At 68.6% G+C, this 16,373-nt stretch carries 13 protein-coding genes and 2 pseudogenes; 11 read left to right on the top strand and 4 right to left on the bottom strand.

Annotation, left to right across the window (positions count from 1 at the left end):
* Positions 1–163: 163 nt before the first annotated feature.
* The 3 genes from O159_RS00720 to O159_RS00710 all read right to left on the bottom strand — a co-directional run bounded on the left by O159_RS00720 (position 164) and on the right by O159_RS00710 (position 3,669).
* Positions 164–859, bottom strand: a complete 696-nt coding sequence (locus O159_RS00720; RefSeq protein ID WP_236609510.1) for a TetR/AcrR family transcriptional regulator — start codon at positions 857–859, stop codon at positions 164–166.
* Complete coding sequence (locus tag O159_RS00715; RefSeq protein ID WP_021753866.1) at positions 856–3,135, bottom strand: transglycosylase domain-containing protein; 2,280 nt, start codon at positions 3,133–3,135, stop codon at positions 856–858. The genes O159_RS00720 and O159_RS00715 overlap by 4 nt, the downstream gene beginning before the upstream one ends.
* A 66-nt stretch (positions 3,136–3,201) precedes the next feature.
* Positions 3,202–3,669, bottom strand: coding sequence for a MarR family winged helix-turn-helix transcriptional regulator (locus O159_RS00710; RefSeq protein WP_021753865.1), 468 nt, complete (start codon positions 3,667–3,669; stop codon positions 3,202–3,204).
* Between the two features lie 956 nt (positions 3,670–4,625).
* Between O159_RS00710 and O159_RS16415 the strand changes: the two genes are divergently transcribed.
* From O159_RS16415 to O159_RS00690, 5 genes are read left to right on the top strand one after another with little or no spacing between them, the layout of a single operon-like run.
* Positions 4,626–4,997 (top strand): HAD family hydrolase, encoded by a 372-nt coding sequence (locus O159_RS16415; protein ID WP_043993405.1) that lies wholly within the window; start codon positions 4,626–4,628, stop codon positions 4,995–4,997.
* The gene (locus tag O159_RS14810) at positions 4,895–5,200 is read left to right on the top strand and encodes an HAD family hydrolase (protein ID WP_330216850.1); all 306 of its coding nucleotides are present in this window, start codon (positions 4,895–4,897) and stop codon (positions 5,198–5,200) included. Before O159_RS16415 ends, O159_RS14810 begins: the two co-directional genes overlap by 103 nt.
* On the top strand, positions 5,190–7,337 hold the full coding sequence (locus O159_RS00695; RefSeq protein ID WP_021753864.1) for a lysylphosphatidylglycerol synthase transmembrane domain-containing protein: 2,148 nt from the start codon (positions 5,190–5,192) through the stop codon (positions 7,335–7,337). The genes O159_RS14810 and O159_RS00695 overlap by 11 nt, the downstream gene beginning before the upstream one ends.
* Positions 7,334–8,095, top strand: a complete 762-nt coding sequence (locus O159_RS13580; RefSeq protein ID WP_169725639.1) for a glycosyltransferase family 2 protein — start codon at positions 7,334–7,336, stop codon at positions 8,093–8,095. The genes O159_RS00695 and O159_RS13580 overlap by 4 nt, the downstream gene beginning before the upstream one ends.
* Entirely contained in the window at positions 8,092–8,856 is a 765-nt protein-coding gene (locus O159_RS00690; protein ID WP_052323424.1) for a glycosyltransferase family 2 protein, read from the top strand. The genes O159_RS13580 and O159_RS00690 overlap by 4 nt, the downstream gene beginning before the upstream one ends.
* Here O159_RS00690 and O159_RS13575 read toward each other — a convergent pair.
* Positions 8,741–9,817: pseudogene (locus O159_RS13575) on the bottom strand (IS481 family transposase). The gene O159_RS00690 and the pseudogene O159_RS13575 overlap by 116 nt on opposite strands.
* Positions 9,818–9,986: 169 nt before the next feature.
* Between O159_RS13575 and O159_RS16145 the strand changes: the two are divergent.
* The 6 genes and pseudogenes from O159_RS16145 to O159_RS15155 all read left to right on the top strand — a co-directional run.
* Positions 9,987–10,673: pseudogene (locus O159_RS16145) on the top strand (sugar-binding domain-containing protein); the annotation flags it as partial.
* 18 nt (positions 10,674–10,691) lie between these two features.
* Positions 10,692–12,689, top strand: coding sequence for a LamG-like jellyroll fold domain-containing protein (locus tag O159_RS16410; protein WP_330216849.1), 1,998 nt, complete (start codon positions 10,692–10,694; stop codon positions 12,687–12,689).
* Positions 12,690–12,800: 111 nt separating this feature from the next.
* Positions 12,801–13,070, top strand: a complete 270-nt coding sequence (locus O159_RS15170; RefSeq protein WP_201766228.1) for a hypothetical protein — start codon at positions 12,801–12,803, stop codon at positions 13,068–13,070.
* 3 nt (positions 13,071–13,073) lie between these two features.
* Positions 13,074–13,997: an MGH1-like glycoside hydrolase domain-containing protein gene (locus tag O159_RS15165; protein ID WP_201766227.1), complete on the top strand. Its 924-nt coding sequence runs from the start codon at positions 13,074–13,076 to the stop codon at positions 13,995–13,997.
* A 23-nt stretch (positions 13,998–14,020) separates the two neighbouring features.
* Positions 14,021–14,248: an MGH1-like glycoside hydrolase domain-containing protein gene (locus tag O159_RS15160; protein ID WP_201766226.1), complete on the top strand. Its 228-nt coding sequence runs from the start codon at positions 14,021–14,023 to the stop codon at positions 14,246–14,248.
* 63 nt (positions 14,249–14,311) lie between these two features.
* On the top strand, positions 14,312–16,300 hold the full coding sequence (locus O159_RS15155; protein WP_201766225.1) for a discoidin domain-containing protein: 1,989 nt from the start codon (positions 14,312–14,314) through the stop codon (positions 16,298–16,300).
* Positions 16,301–16,373: the final 73 nt, after the last annotated feature.

Here is a 16,373-nt window from a genome sequence, read left to right as displayed (position 1 = left end):
GGCCTCGCGGTCCGCTCCGACCCGGACGGGAGTCCGGAGGGAACGGGGATCGCGCTCGGCCAGCATGGCACTCCGGCCGCGGAGGCCGCGCAGCATGCGCGGATCAGTGGGTCGCCATGCTGCGCGGCGGTCGCTGAGCGCGAGTCGCGCTCAGCGCTCCTTCCTATTCGCCGAGCGCTTCCCGGAAGAACGCGTTCAAGAAGAGATCGAACCCCTGCACGGTCGCCGTGCGGTCGCCGCTCAGGAGGAATCCGAATTGGAATCCGGCGGCGGAGTCGACCATCCAGTGCGCGAGCACGCCGGCGCGGCGGGTCTCGATGCCCTGATTCTTCAGCCAGGTCTTGACGGTGTTGCGCCAGGCGGTGAACGAGGTGGTGATGCGCTTACCGATGTCCGGGTCGATCGGCTCCAGCGTTCCGGCCTCGAACTGGAGTCGCAGGCCGGTGCGGTTCTGCTCCTTGAGGGAGGCGCGGAATGCCTCTCTATACCAGTCGCGGAACTGATCGCGGTCGAACGCGGAGAGATCGACGCTCTGCTGCGGCGCAGTCTGCTGGCGCACACCCTCCTCGAGGATCGCGTCGATCATCTCCTGACGGGAGCCAAAGTGATAGACGAATGAATAGGTGCTGACTCCTAGGGCGTTCGCGAGACTTCGGAAAGTCATTCTCGAGAGCGCCTCGGTCGCAACATGGTCCATGATGCGACCGAGAAGTTCGGGCTTTCGGTTCGGGTCAGGTGTTCTTCCCATGCGATAACAATAATCGAGATATCGACAACCATGCTTGCATTTGAGGGTAAAAACGCTTGATTTCAGCGTAATCGCTATTCCGGGGTCATCTGCGCTCACCGCCGTTTTCACCGGCGCTGTCTCCCCCGGTGCTGCCGTCGCCGGCCCCTTGCCCCCGGCGCGGGTTGCGCCGGAGTTCCCGCTGCCGGCGGCGTGGGCGTGGACGGGACAGCCGGGGTGAAGAGGTACTTCGCAGGCGGCGCCGGGAAGGCGGAACCGCCGTAGGCGGCGTCGAGCGCGGCCTGTATCCGCTTGACGATGGAGAATTTCACGTTGCCGCCGCCGATGCCCTGGAACGACTGGCTGCGCAACGCCACCTGGCCCTCCACGTTTCCCACCCAGGTCGCCTGCGCGACCTTCGAGGTGGAGGTGACGAGCCAGTTCTGGAGCGAGTCGTCGGTCGTGCCGGTCTTGCCGAAGAGGGGGACTCCGTCGTCGGGGTTCGCGCTCGCCGCTGTGCCGCCGCCGCGCAGCACACCCTGTAGGGCATAGATGGCTGCGGCAGCAACTCCTGGGTCAATTGGCGTGGTAGAACATTGGGTCTTCGGTACACCGTGAGCCTTGCCGTCCGCACCGACGATCTTGTCGATGGCGACCGGGCTGCACGCGACGCCGTTGTTCGCGATCCCGGCGTAGGCGGTCGCCATCGTGATCGGGGCGATGTAGTTCGTTCCGAGCACTGAGGACGGATTAGCCATGAACGGGTTGGCCTGCTCGTCCGCGCCATGCACCAGAAGATCCTTCGCCCGCTGCTTGATCCCGCAAAGGTCCAACTGGGTCGCCATCTTGGCGAAGATCGTGTTGATGGAGGCCGCGGTCGCGTTCATCACGGTGGTCGATCCCACCGTCTCGCCCTCGTCGTTCGAGACAGTCCAGGGCGCCCCGCCGATGTCGTTGCAGGGGTTGCTGGAGTGGAAGGAACTCTGGGAGAAGCTGTGCTGTGTCCCGCTGACGGTCTGATACAGGGAATGGCCTTCCTGCAGCCACTCGAGGAGGTCGAACGCCTTGTAGGACGAGCCCGTCTGGAAGCCCTCCGATCCTCCGTAGTCGTAGTCGGCGTTGTAGTTGACCGCTGTCGTGCCCGCCGCCGGTGAAGAGGTGTTGTCGTACGGCCTGTTCTGCGCCATCGTGACCACGCGCCCGGTTCCGACCTCCACCGAGACCTGCGATGATCCGAGGTCGAGGCGCGGGCTGGTCGGCGGGATGGAGGAGGAGACGGCCGATTGCGCCGCGCTCTGCAGATCGAGGTTCAGCGTCGTGTAGATCTTGAGGCCGCCGCGGGTGAGGTAGCTCAACCGTTCGTCGTCTGTCTTGCCAAAGATCGGGTCCCGCTCGATGATCCGTTCGACGTAGTCGCAGAAGAACGCCGCGTTGTGCTGCTGGGCGGTCATGCATCCGTTCTGCACCGGCGTGATCTTGGGCTCGACGGGAGACTTGATGGCCGCGTCGTGCTCCTCCTGGGTGATCCTGCCGTTGGCCAGCATGCGGTTGAGCACGTAGTCGCGCCGGTTCAGCGTTTCCTTGTACCCGTTCGCCGCGCCGTTCTCCTCGCTGCCCGGCCGGTCGATGCGCAGGTTGTCGGGATTGTTCAGGATGGCGATCAGCGTCGCCGCCTGCTGAAGGTTGACGTCTTTGGCCGACACCCCGAAGTAGTACGCCGCGGCCGACTGCACGCCGTAGACCCGGCCGCCGAAGAGCGCGATGTTCAGGTAACTCTGGAGGATGTCGTCTTTGGAGTACTGCTTCTCCAGCCCGATCGCATAGCGCATCTCCTTGAGCTTGCGCACCGGGTCCACTTCGGTCGCGTCGTCGTAGCAGCTCTCGTACGCCGTGAGCTGCTTCTTCTGCACGGCTGCCGTCGCCGTCGGGTCTGGCTGCTTGTTCTCGCAGCGCTGCACGAGGATGTTCTTGACGTACTGCTGGGTGATGGACGACCCGCCCTGCACCGACTTGTGGAGTGCGGTCAGCAGGGCGCCGCGGATGGTTCCGGTGACGTCCACGCCCCCGTGCTCATAGAAGCGCGGGTCCTCGGTCGCGATGGCTGCGTCTTTGAGGTTCTGCGAGATCGCGTCCCAGCCCACCTCCACGCGGTTCTGCGAGTAGAACGTCGCAATCGGGACGGATTGGCCGTTGGAGGTCGCGTACATCGTGGAGGCTTGGGCCAGCGGTTCCACTTTGATGTACTCGGGCAATCCGTCGAAGACGCTGATCGTCGAGTTCGCTGCGGAGCCGGTCAGGGCCACTGCCGGGGTGACCGCCGCCGCCGCCAGCACGCCGGCGAAGCCGCTGAGCGCCACGAACCCGACGAGCGCGGGCGCCCACTTCCATCTCCTGCGTCCGTCCGTCATGCGCGTCATGATACGCGCGCCGGATCGCCGCAGCCCACATCTGGCCTCCGGATGTGGAGAACTCGTTCAGGAAGCCCCGCGCAGTTTGTCGCACAGCGCGGCGAGCGTCTCCAACTCCTGCGTATCGAGGCGTCCGCCGACCCGTTCGGTGATCGTCTTCATATGCTCCACGGCCACGCGCCGGAACAACTCGAACCCGGTGTCGGTCAGCCGGATGACCGTTCCGCGGGCGTCGGTGGGCTCGGGACCTTTCGCGACCAGTCTGCGGGCGACGAGCCGGTCGACGAGCCGGCTGACGCTCGGCTGCGTGAGCAGCACGTTTTTGTTGAGGTCCCGCAGGCGCAGTTCGCGGTTCGGCTGCCGCGAGAGGGTGAAGAGCACGTCGTATTCGTTGAGCGAGATGGCGCGGGTCGGGAATTCGGCGCTGAGTGTCCGCATCACAGCCACTTGCGCACGGAACAGCGACTCCCAGGCGGCGACCGCAGCCGCCCTGGCTTGTTTGGCCGTGCCCACCGCGGGCGCGCTGCTGCTCATGACGACTCCCCTCGTCCGCACCATCGTGCCCGATCGGGTTTGCGGGCTGGTCGGTGCATTCGCATCCTCTCACCATCCGCTGACCTCGCCTAGTACCGCCCGAGCGGGACGGGGACGGGGAGAGGGCGCGGCACCGGGCGGGAGGACGGAGAGGAGGCCGGTCGCAGAGGCTCGCGGCCGACCCCCTCCCTTGCACCAAGAGTGTCCTGCAATCACATTTCCACGATGGCTGCTACAGCAAACAACCATTGCCCTCGAACTATATAACGAAAAGGTAACGGCGACCAGTATCAAGTCGCTGTTCTTCTGCGAGTTCGCTTGATAGCACGCGGGTGCCGGTTTCTCAGGCGGGGTGTCGGTCGTCTCGGCCGTTCTGTGCAGTCGTGGCTCTGATGGCGCAAGTGTGCGGTCTCGACGGACGAGCCAATTGCATGTTTTCTAAATAAACAATGTCACATTCATCTCCGACGACGGTTCGGCGCCTGCTCCGCCAACTGGTGCGTTTTCTCTCCACCACCGTGGCTGGAGTCGCTGTCGATCTCGGAGGCTATGCCGCCTTGACCGCCACCGGTGTCGCAGCCGGACCCGCCAATCTCGTGAGCGCTGGCCTCTCGGTCTCCGTCGTCTACCTGCTGAGCCGCGGGATGGTGTTCCCCGGCCGGCACACCGTCGCGGGCCTCGCCGCTTTCTTCGGCTGTACGCCGTCTCGATCGCCCTGTTCTCGTTCCTCATCCAGGGGGTGTCGACGCCTTCGCGCTCGCGCCGCTGGCCGCCAAGCTGATCTCGCTCCCGTTCTCCTTCGCGGTCAACTTCCTCGCGGTTCGGGCCGTTTTCGCCGTTGTGGATCGCATGGCGACGCGCAAACAACCAACAATACCCTGAAATCAGCGGCCGTTCGCCCCTAAGCCACGCCGAAACGGGCTCATGCAGTATTTCTGTCGCTTAGTGTTGATCGCATGATGGCGAGCGTGCGAGGGGTCTTCTGCGACCTCGACGGGACACTCGTCGCCACAGAGAAAGCCAACTTCGCCGCCTACCGAGCCGCCTTGGGGGAGTTCGGCGTCGAGTTCACCTGGCCGGTCTTCGTGACCACCTGGGGTGAGGACTCCCGCGATTTCCTGCCGCGGATCGCTCCCGAACTCTCCGCCGGCGAGGTCGCGGGCGTCCGCGCCGCCAAGGCCAGGCACTTCCCGCTTTCCTCGGTGAGACCGAACTCAATCGCCCGCTGGCGCGGACACTCCGGACCTGGTCGGACACGGCACGAGTCGCGCTGGTCACAACCGCGAAGGCGGGCGCTGTGGCCGCCGTCCTCGCGCATCACGATCTGACCCACCTGTTCTCCTTCGTCGTGACAGGCGACGACACCGAACGGTCGAAGCCCGCGCCCGATCCCTACCTCCTCGCCCTCGCGACGGCCGGGCTCCGCCCCGAGGACTGCATCATGTTCGAGGACTCGGAATCCGGCGTCCGGTCCGCCGAAGGCGCCGGTGTCGATGTCGTGCGCATCGAGTGGAGCGCCGATGCCGCTTAGACGCCCCCGCCTTCGCTCCGTCCTCCTCCTCGCTGCGCTGGTGGGAGCCTGTCTGTTCGCCGTCACCAACATCCCGACCATCGCAGCGTTCCTCGAGCACTGGCCCGGACCGGTCGACCTCCTCTCGCTCCTGATCGCCGCCGTTCTCGTCATGATGGGCAACCTCGCCCGAGCGCTGCGGACTCAGACGGTGCTCGACCAGGCCCGGCCCGGCGGCCTGGTCCAGCACGTCGACGCGCTTTCCGTCGGCGTGCTGTTCACGCTCCTCCTCCCGCTCCGCGCTGGCGAAATCGTGCGCACTCTCGTGCTCAGCCGGCGCTTGCGGATCAGCCTTCTCTACACCGGCACCGCGATCGCCCTCGAACGCCTGCTCGATGTGATCGTCGTCGCGGGAGCCCTCCTTGTCTTCGGGAGCGTCGTCGGGCTGCCCGTCGCCGTCGTCGGACCGGCCATCCTCATCCTCGCGGTCACCGGGTCGGTCCTGCTCCTCTTCGTCCTGCTCGTGCGCGAAAACCGGCTGCTGATGCGGATGGTCGTGGCTGTGACATCGGTGCTCGCCGACCGGCCGCGCGCCCGCGTGCGGATGTCCGTGTGGTCGATGGTGCATGGCTATCAGAGCTTCCTCCGCTCGCCGCGCAAGCTCGGGGCGTACGCGGTCGCGTTCTGCCTCTCCTGGCTCGGATACCTGACGGCGGTCTATGTCGTCCTCGCCGGCGCGCTGCCGGACTCCGCCATCGGAACCCCCGCCGCCGGTGTGCTCGCGCCGTTCGTCTTCCCCGAGACGCTGCTGGGCCTCCCCTCGATCACGGACTACTCGCGCTCGATCAGCGGGTTCCTGAGCTCGTCGGGGGCGGTCGAGGGCATCGGCTGGACCCTTGCGGCTGGCTTCCTCATCTGGATCGTCCTCACCCTCCCGACCGCCCTCTACGGTGCGGTCCGGCTGTGCCTCCCGTCCTTCTTCGCGCGCGTGGAAGCGGGCGCGACCGGCGGCGACATCGGCGGACTCGATCGCACGCAGAGCCGCGATGCCGAACTCGCGACCTTCGTGGACTCTTTCCTGCGCCGGGACGATCTCGCGCTCGCCCTGCACCGGCTCGAAGTGCGCGGCGACCTGGAAGTCGTCCGCTTCTTCAAAGGCGGCTCCGACGCCATCACCGCGCTCGTTCGGGAGGACGGAGTCGCCCGGGTGCGCAAGGTGGTTCCGGAACGGCACCGCGAGAAGCTCGCGCAGCAGTACCGATGGCTCCGGCGTCACTCCGGAACACCGAACATGGTGCGCGCTCTCGGCGAATCGGACGGACCGGGTTACTACTCGTTCGACATCGAGTTCGATCCGGCCACCACGACCATGTTCGGCTACCTCCACTCGGCCTCGCCCGAAGACGGTCAGCGCGCCCTTCGCCGCGTCTGGGACACGATGTTCGATCACGTCTACGACCTCCGGGCGGAGGCGCGGCATCCCGGGATCGTGGCGAAGTATCTGCAAGAGCGACTGGCCGACCGGCTGGATCAGGCCGCGGCGCTCCATCCCGAGCTCGGCGCTGTGCTCGCCTGCGAGACGGTCGTCATCGGCGGGCAGGAGCACCCGGGGCTCCGCCAGCTCTTGAGCGCGATCGTGGCCGACGAGCGGGCGTGGGAAGACCTCATCACGTATCGCGAGTCCGCGGCCATCCACTGCGACCTCACCATCGACAATCTGCTCATCGACCCGGACAGCGGGGACATCCTCATCATCGACCCCTCGGACGACAACCAGGTCCGCGGGCCGGTGCTCGACTTCGCGCGGCATTTCCAGTCGCTCTGGGGAGGCTATGAGTTCCTGAACGAGAGCGATCGGAGCCCCCGGGTGCGGATCGACCCGGCCGAAGGCCGCGCCGAGATCGGATTCGAGTCATACCGATCCGCCCGCTACCAGGAGCTCGCGGAGTGGACAGAGGCGCTCGCCGCGGAACGCCTCACCCCCACCGAGCGTCGGAGCCTGCCCTTCCACGTCGGCCTGTTGTATGGCCGGATGCTCAGCCACCGCGTCGTCATCGACCCGGCCACCGTGCTGGTGTACTACGCCCGCTCGGTGCAGTTCCTCGACCGATTCCTCGCGCAGTACGCTCCCCGCCCGCTGACCTCAGGACGTCCGTGAAGACCATCATCGCGATACCCGCCTACAACTGCGCCCCTCAGCTGCCGCGCGTCCTCGCTGCCCTCGACGCCGGCCGCGCGGCCAGCGTGCAGGAGGTCTGGGTCGTCGACAACGGCAGCGCCGACGGAACGGCGGAGGTCGCTGTCGAGCACGCCGCGAACTGGAGCAATCTGCGGATTTTCCGCAATCGCCGCAATGTGAACCTCGGCGGCACGCACAAGACCGTCTTCCTCAAAGCGCGGGAGGCCGGGGCCACGCATGTCGTCATCCTGCACGGCGACGACCAGGCGCGGGCGGAAGAGGCGTACGACCTCATCGCGCACGCCGCCGCCGGGGGGCCGCAGACCGTGCTCGGCTCCCGCTTCGGCCGCGGCTCCCGCCTTCAGGCGGTACGACCTCAAACGCATCGTCGGCAATCGCGTCCTCAACGCGATCTACTCGGTGGGAACCTTCCGGGCGCTGATCGATCTCGGCTCGGGGCTCAACCTCTTCGCGCTCGCCGACCTCGACCCGCGCAGCTACCTCCGCTTCGGCGACCGGCTCAGCTTCAACTACGAACTCATCCTCGACCTGATCCGCCGGCGCGTCGGCTTCCGCTACGTACCGATCACCTGGCGCGAAGAAGACCAAGTCTCCAATGCCGCAATGTGCGGGTGTTCAGCGAGGGGCTGGGGATTCTGGCCCGCTGGCGTTTCCGGCGCGACCCGTGGGGGCCGGCTGCTCCCGCCTCCGACTACGAATGGGATCGACTGGCATGACCGAGCCGCTTCAGATCGTCCTCCCGATGGCCGGGCTCGGCCAGCGGTTCCGCGCGACGGGCGAGACACGGCCGAAACCTCTCATCGAGGTGGACGGCGGGCCGATGTTCCGCAAAGCGCTCGACTCGCTCACGGCCGCGGGCATCCGTGGCGAGGTGACGGCGATCATCCGTGCCGAACTCCAGCGGGACCACGGTCTGGGCGCCGCCTTGAGGGCGGCCTCCCCGGGTCTGCGCGTCATCGAACTCGCCGCACCGACGGGCGGAGCCGCCGAGACGGTGCTCGCCGCGCCGCTGGACCCCGAGCGGCCGCTGCTCGTCATGGACTGCGACATCGCTTTCGAGAGCCCCGGCTATGCCTCCGAGCTCGCACGCGCGACGGCGGGCGATGCCGACGGAGTGCTGCTGTCCTTCCCCTCCTCGGACCCGCGCTACAGCTTCGCCGAGACAGACGACGGCCGTGTCGTGCGCACGGCGGAGAAGGTCGCGATCTCCCGCAACGCCCTCATGGGCGTCTACTTCTTTCGCCGTGCCGGGGAGTTCCAGGAGTGCGCCCACGAGGTCGTCCAGGCGGCCCGAGCTGGTGAGGTCGCCGAGTCCTACCTGTCGCTCGTGTACAACCGCATGCTGTCCCACGGATCGACGGTCAGGCTCGCTCAGGGCACTTTCTACTGCTTCGGAACCCCGGGAGAGCTCGCGTCTTACCGCGAGACCGGCCTGCCGGTCGGTGTGTTGCCCAGGGACGGTGGTCAATTCTGCTGATGGGTGGCTGGCTGCCGATGGCGGTGTGGGGCCTGTGGTGATTGTAGGAGTGCAGCCAGGCCGGGAGTGCGTTGCGGCGGGCTGATTCGGAGTTGTAGTGCCGGGCGTATGCCCAGCCGTCGGCGAGGGTGCGGTGGAAGCGTTCGATCTTGCCGTTCGTCTGCGGATGGTAGGGCCGGGTGCGTTTCGGTTGGATGCTGAGCTCGGCGCAAGCGTCGCGCCAGGCGTATGAGCGGTATGCGGAGCCGTTGTCGGAGAGCACCTGTTCGACGGTGACGCCACGGCTGGCGAACCAGCCGACCGCTCGACGCAGAACAGCGATTGCAGTGGCGGCGGTTTCGTCGTCGTGGATCTCGGCGTAAGCGACACGGGAGTGATCGTCGATGACGGTATGAACGAACGCTGTGCCGGTGATCATGTCGCCGGTGATCCCGTGTTTCCCGGTCCGCTTCGCGGTGATGGCCTTGTTCCGCTCTCCCTGGAGACGTCCGACGTAGCGCCAGCCGCCACCGTCGGGGATGTTGCCGAGTTTCTTGATGTCGACGTGGATCATCGATCCGGGATGCTCGTGCTCGTAGCGGCGGGCGGGTTCGCCGGTGCGGACGTCGACGTGGCTGGGCCGATTGATCCGGCACCGGGAGAGGACCGTGTGAACGGTCGAGGCGGGCATGCCGAGCTGGGCGCCGATACCGACTGGTCCCAGCCGCTTCTTCCACCGCAGATGCACGACCTTGCGGACCAGTCTTCGCGGGGTCTTGTTCGGGCTGTGATGCGGCCGTGACGAACGGTCCAGCATTCCCGCCTCGCCCATCTCCACGTAACGACGAGCCCATCGGTCCGCGGTGCGTCAGGACACTCGGAAGTAGGTCGCCGCCGCAGCAACGGACCAGCCGTCGTCGACGACTTGGCGGGCCAGGCGGAGGCATTCGCGAGGAGTCAAAGCAGCATTAGCGTGGGTCACGAGGACCTCCTAAGTCATCGAGTGCAGGGAAACTAGACAGCCCCACTCTCGACCGGGAGGTCCTCACCCATCTATCGCGTCACACCTCAACCAACGTCCCTGAGCAGCACACCTAGGGCGCACCGACTGGCTCTCGCTCAACGGACGCTGGCAGTTCGAGGCGGCGACCGCGTCCAGCCCGACACCGTTCGGAACGGAGCTCTCCGAGACCGTGGTGGTCCCCTACCCGATCGAGTCCGCCCTGAGCGGCATCCAGCGCCACGAGGACCACATGGTCTACCGGCGCACCTTCGAGGTGCCGTCCGGCTGGGGTGTCGGCTCGGGTCAGCGCGTGCTGCTGAACTTCGGCGCGGTGGACTACGACGCGACCGTCTTCGTGAACGGCTCCGAGGTCGCCCGCCACATCGGCGGATACGAGAGCTTCGGCGCGGATGTGACCGACGCTCTGACCACCGGCCCGAACGAGCTCGTCGTGCGCGTCATGGACACGACCGGAGGGTTCCCCAAGGGCAAGCAGAGCGCGAACCCCTCCGGCATCTTCTACACGCCCTCCTCGGGCATCTGGCAGACCGTGTGGCCGGAACCGGTCGCACCGGCTCACATCGACAAGCTCACGCTCACGCCGGACGTCCCCTCCTCCACGCTCGCCGCGACCGTCGCCGCCCCCGCCGCGAGCCCCTCGGCGCGGGTGACCGTGACCGCTTTCGACGCCGAGGGCGCCGAGGTCGGGCAGGCCACGGGCGCACCGGGCGAGAAGCTCTCCGTCCCCATCCCGGACGCCCGCCTCTGGTCGCCGGATGACCCGTACCTCTACGATCTGACGGCAACCGTCGCCGATGGCGGCACGACGGACACGGTGCGCAGCTACGCGAGGATGCGCTCGATCGGCCTCGACACCGTGGGCGGCTCGCAGCGCATCGTGCTGAACGGCCAGCAGACCTTCCTGCTCTCCACGCTCGACCAGGGCTACTGGCCGGACGGCGTGTACACGGCTCCGACCGACGCGGCGCTGAAGTGGGACATCCAGCAGACCAAGGACCTCGGCTTCAACACCATCCGCAAGCACATCAAGGTGGAGCCCGCGCGCTGGTACTACTACGCCGATCTGCTCGGGATGATAGTGTGGCAGGACATGCCCTCCGGCGGCAACGCCGACGACGACGCCCGCGACGGCTTCCGCACCGAGCTGACCGGCATGGTCGACCAGCTCGACTCGGTCACCTCGATCATCGGCTGGGTGCCGTTCAACGAGGGCTGGGGCGAGTGGGACCGCACCGCGACCGGCCGGATCGCCGACGCGGTGAAGGCGCAGGACCCGAGCCGGCTCGTCAACGCCCACAGCGGTGTGAACTGCTGCAACTCCAAGGGCGACTCCGGCCGCGGCGATGTGATCGACTGGCACCAGTACACCGGACCGGCGCTGCCGCATCCCGACGCCACCCGCGCAGCGATCGACGGCGAGCACGGCGGGTTCTCCTACTCCGACCCGGCGCACACCTGGCCGGGCGGCTCGGTGAACCCCTACGGCGAGGTCGACAGCCCGGCCGAGCTGACGGCGGTGTACGTGAAGAACACCGCGGCCCTCATCGCCCCGGCGCAGCAGGACCTCTCCGGCTCGATCTACACCCAGATCACCGATGTGGAGGGGGAAGTCAACGGGTTCTGGACCTACGACCGCCGCGTGCTCAAGATGGATGCGGCCCAGGTGCGGGCGATCAACCGCAAGGTGATCGAGGTCGGCTCGCAGCCGCGCACCCTCCCCGAACCCACCGGTGGGACGGACGGCGTGGCCTACTGGCCGCTGAACGCGAGCAGCGGGACGGAGGCCGCCGACGCGACCGGCAACGGCCACACGCTCGCGGCCGGGTCCCCGGACTGGCAGCAGGGCCGGCTCGGCTCGGCGCTCGGGTTCGGCGCAGCGGAGCAGACGGCGACAGCCTCGGTCCCCGAGATCGACACGACCGCCAGCTACACCGTCTCGGCGTGGGTCCGGATGGACGCGCTGCCATCCGCGGGCACCTACGCCACCGTGGCCAGCATGGACGGGCTCACCGGGCGGAGCGCCTTCTTCCTGCAGTACGGCGATCCGGTGAAGGGGTTCGCGTTCAGCTTCCCCGACGGCCCGCCCGCCGTCGCGGCGGTGACGCCGACGCTCGGGAGCTGGCACCACCTGACCGGTGTGCGAGACGCCGTCAGCGGTGAGCTGACGCTGTACCTGGACGGCGAGCGGGCCGCCACGCAGCGCAGCGCAGGCGGGACGGCCTCCACCGGCGAGTTCCAGCTCGGCCGGGGCCAGTGGGACGGAAAACCGGTCGACCTGTTGACGGGAGCCGTCGACGAGGTCCACCTGTACGACCGCGCCCTGTCGGCCGCAGAGGTCGCGGCGCTGGCGGCCCCTCCCGCGCCGACCGTCGTGGTCCCGCCCGCGGTGGCCTTCACCGACGCGCCGGGAACCGCCGACGACAGCTACACGATCCCCGCAGCCACGGGGGTGGAGTACCTAGTCTCGATCGACGGCGGACCGTCGGCGGTCGTCGCGGCGGGGACGTATCCGGCCGCCGGGAGCGTGACGGTGACCGCCCGCGCTCTCGACGGCCACCGCATCCCCGACGACGCGGACGTCTCGTGGACGTACCTTTTCTCGGCCGATGCCGCGATCACCGTCCCAGACGGCTCAGGCGTCCCAGACGGCTCGGACGACTCGGACGGCTGCGGCTCGCCCTCCACACCGGTCACGGCGTCCTCGCCGGACGGGCTGGCAGCGACCGGCTCGGAGATCGGCGGGATCGCGCTGGCCGCGATGATCCTGCTGGCGGCCGGGCTCCTGGTCCTCGCCCGCAGGAGGGCCGTCGCGGCCCACCCGCGACGATGAGCGCCGGCTGAACCCGCGGCGGTCCCCCGTCCCCATCCCGGATCGGGGGCCGCCACGCTTGCGCCCGCTCTCCCACCCACCCGCTCCCCGCACGCTGTCAGGACCCACCGCATGAAACGCTTCGCCCGCTGTCTCGCACTCCTCACCCCGATCGCCCTGGCGGTGGGCGCGCTGCTCCCCGTCTCCGCAGCCGAGTCCGCAGCCGCCTCCGATCCCGTGGCCCCCACAGACGCGTTCCGGCCCGCTGTGGGCGCAGGCACCTCCTTCCTCGACCACGACGCGAAGCTGTCCGGGCTCAGCGATCCCGGCTGGTACGAGGCGAACATCCCCTTCGTCGACCTGCCCGACGCCGACATCGAGGCGACCTACTACTACCGCTAGCGCGTGTTCAAAGAAGCGCTGAAGTACACCGGCCCCCAGGACGGCTGGATCGTCACGGAGTTCCTGCCCGGCGCGGGATACGCCGCGCCGGGCAGGTCGATCTCGGCCGCGGCCGGCCACCACCTGCGCGAGGGGCGCTGGCTGCGCGACACCCGCTACCTGGACGACTATGTCGACTACTGGCTCTCCGGCTCCGGATCGGGGGCCAAACCCGCCACCGACGGCCTCAACGAGAACACCACGGACTGGGCTCACCAGTACTCGTTCTGGATCGCCGACAGTGTGCTCCAGCGGGCGAGGATCACCGGCGACCTCCGCGCGGCCACGGCGCTGCTCCCCGCGCTGGAGAAGCAGTGGGAGGGATGGGCGCCCCAGTACGACGAGGCCACCGGCCTGTACAGGCAAGTCCCCGTCTGGGATGCGATGGAGTACACCGCGAGCTCGTACCAGAGCGACGACCCCTACCACGGCGGCGCGGGATACCGCCCGACCATCAACGCCTACCAGTACGGCGATGCGCTGGCGATCTCGGAGCTCGCCCGCATCGTCGGAGACACCGCGAAGGCCGAGCGCTACGCGGCCGCGGCCGCACGGCTGCGAACCGCTCAGGAGGCCCTGCTCTGGGACCCCGAGGACAAGTTCTACAAACATGTGATGCGCGACGGCAACCCGGGCCTGGCCCGCATCGCCGACCGCGAGCAAATCGGGTTCGTGCCCTGGTACTTCGGGATGGCCCCGGCGGAGAACACCGTCGCCTGGGAGCAGTTGCTCGATCCGCAGGGCTTCAAGGCGCGCTTCGGACCCACCACCGTGGAGCGCCGCAGCCCCTGGTACCTGCACGAGGCCGCGAACTGCTGCCGCTGGGACGACCCCTCCTGGCCCTACGCGACGAGCCAGACACCCTCACCGCCGCCGCCAACCTCCTAGCCGACTACCCGGCGCAGGACATCGTGACCGCGAACGACTTCGCCGGGCTCGTGCGCGACTACGCGCTCACCCAGCGCAAGGACGGCCGTCCCTACATCGCCGAAGCGCACGACCCGGACCAGGACCGCTGGCTCTACGACGGGTACAACCACAGTGAGGACTACAACCACTCCACCTTCGACGACATCGTCCTCGAAGGTCTGATCGGCATCCGCGGCTCGACCGGGGACAGCGTGCGGATCGCCCCGTAGGCCGCCGACGGCTGGGACCGCTTCGCGGCCGAGAACGTCCCGTACCACGGCCACAACCTCACCGTGCTGTGGGACCAGGACGGCAGCCACTACCGCGCGGGCGCGGGTCTGAGCGTCTTCCAGGACGGCGTGCTCATCCACAACCAGGCCGCCCTCGGCGATGTCACCGTCCCCCTGAGCCCGGCAGAACCGGCCGCGCTCCCACGGCAGGTGGACGACGCGGCGAACCCCTCGGGAGCCGGCTTCCCGCGCGCCAGCGCCTCGTATTCCAACCCCGGCGACGCCCCGGGCAAGGCGACCGACGGACAGGACTTCGATCTGGACATCCCCTCGACATGGTGGACCACCTACCGCACACCGAACGCGAGCGACTGGCTTCAGGTCGACTTCGGCGCCCCCACCTCGGTCGGGGAGCTGCGCGTCACCTTCTACGACGATGGCGGCGGCGTGCAGCTCCCCGGCTCATGGAGCCTCCTGGTCCGAGGCCGGGACGGCGAGTGGGAGGAGCCGCTGGATCAGACACGCAGCCCGGCCGTTCCGGCCGGCGGTTCCACCGCCCGTGTGCTGCTGGGGAGCCCGATCGTCACCGACGCCGTGCGGCTGGTCGGCGAGACCCGCCCGGGCGCGAGAGGGTGGGGTGTCACCTCGTTCGGCTCCGGGCGCACGGTCGACAGCGACCTGAGCGCCTCGATCGAGACCCGGCCGGACGGCACGGTCGCCGTCGAACCGGGGCTTTCGACGGACGTCACAACCCGCCTCGCCACGATCGGGGACAGCCGTGTCGCCAGCGATCGGCTCCTCGCCCCGCGGGGCTGGACGGTCGAGCGGGTGGAATCCGCTTCGCCACGCGACGCCAGCCCCGGGACGGTGGAGACGACCTGTCGGGTGACGGCGCCGGCCACGCTGGACCGGGGAGAGGCGACCCCGCTGCGCTACGAAGCACTGTCGACGGCCGCCGGCCGCAGCGCCAGCGCGCTGGCCTCCGCCACCTGGGCCTTCGATCCCCCTCGCTTCGGCGATGCCGTCTGGGACGACGACTTCTCCAGCGACCGGCTCGGCGAGTACGACATCACGGGAGGCCTCGGCGAACCAGCGCCCGACTTCGCCGTCGACACCGAAGAGGGTGTGCTGCTGGCGACGACGGACCGCCGGGCGCGCGGACTCGTCCGCATCCCGGTCGCCGCGACGGAGGAGTTCGCGCTGATCGTGGAACCGCGGGCGACGGCCGCCGGGAGACCGGTCGAGAACAGCCTGTTCATCGGGTCCTCGGGAGGACCGGACGATTTCGCGATGAGCTGGTACAACGCCTCGAAGAGCGAGAGCGGAGTCAATGTGGTGATCGGCGCCACCGGGCAGAGCGAGGCGGAAGGAGGGGCCGCGCACCCCCTCACCTGGCATCCCGGCGACCGTCTCGCCACCGTCGTGACCAACGGCCGGCTGACCTCCTGGCTGGATCGCGACGGGTTCTGGCTCCGCATCGGCAGCGCCCCCGTGGACGCTGCGGTCCCCACCGGCACACTCGTACAGTGGCTCCCGAGCTTCGCACTGCGGCTCGACGCCGAAACCATCGCGATCGACCGAGTGACCCTTCTGCGCGGCGGCCTCTCGGCGGTGCGGCCCGCGCCGGTCGTGTTCTCCGACGGGGACGGATCCGCGTCCGGCAGCTACACCGTCCCGGTCGCGCCCGGAGCCGAGTACACCCTGAACGGGGCCGTCCTCGCCGCCGGACGCTACGCGGGAAGCGGCACCGTCACGATCGCCGCCCGCCCCATGGGCAGAGCGCTCTTCGCCCTCGACGCGACGACATCGTGGACGCACAGCTTCGCGGGCTCCGGGCCGGAAACGACCGAGCCCGAGACGACCGCGCCCGAGGCGGAGACGATCGACGGCCTGGCCGCCCCCGGAAGAGCCGCCCCTGCGAGCGCAGCCGGGAGCGGCCTCGCGAACACCGGTTCGGACGCCCGGGGATGGACGCTGCCCGCGCTGCTGCTGCTCGGCGCGGGCCTCGTGCTGAGGGCGCTCTCGCGGCGCCTGCGCCCCCTGCGGCACTGAGCGCCTCCCCGGGCAGCGGGTCGTCCGCTGCCCGGGGGCGTCTCTGGTTCCTGGCCGCTCCTGGCCTGCTCCT

The sequence above is a fragment of the Leifsonia xyli subsp. cynodontis DSM 46306 genome (assembly GCF_000470775.1).
GTDB lineage: Bacteria > Actinomycetota > Actinomycetes > Actinomycetales > Microbacteriaceae > Leifsonia > Leifsonia cynodontis.
Note: the sequence above shows the minus strand (reverse complement) of the source record. Positions and strands in the feature narration are given on the sequence as shown.

What these genes read in the sequence shown, in the direction of transcription:
- O159_RS15170 (WP_201766228.1), top strand. Translation starts at nt 12,801, where the DNA reads ATGAAACGCTTCGCCCGCTGTCTCGCACTCCTCACCCCGATCGCCCTG.
- O159_RS00715 (WP_021753866.1), bottom strand. Translation starts at nt 3,135, where the DNA reads ATGACGGACGGACGCAGGAGATGGAAGTGGGCGCCCGCGCTCGTCGGG.
- O159_RS16415 (WP_043993405.1), top strand. Translation starts at nt 4,626, where the DNA reads ATGATGGCGAGCGTGCGAGGGGTCTTCTGCGACCTCGACGGGACACTC.
- O159_RS16410 (WP_330216849.1), top strand. Translation starts at nt 10,692, where the DNA reads ATGCGCTCGATCGGCCTCGACACCGTGGGCGGCTCGCAGCGCATCGTG.
- O159_RS00710 (WP_021753865.1), bottom strand. Translation starts at nt 3,669, where the DNA reads ATGAGCAGCAGCGCGCCCGCGGTGGGCACGGCCAAACAAGCCAGGGCG.
- O159_RS00695 (WP_021753864.1), top strand. Translation starts at nt 5,190, where the DNA reads ATGCCGCTTAGACGCCCCCGCCTTCGCTCCGTCCTCCTCCTCGCTGCG.
- O159_RS00690 (WP_052323424.1), top strand. Translation starts at nt 8,092, where the DNA reads ATGACCGAGCCGCTTCAGATCGTCCTCCCGATGGCCGGGCTCGGCCAG.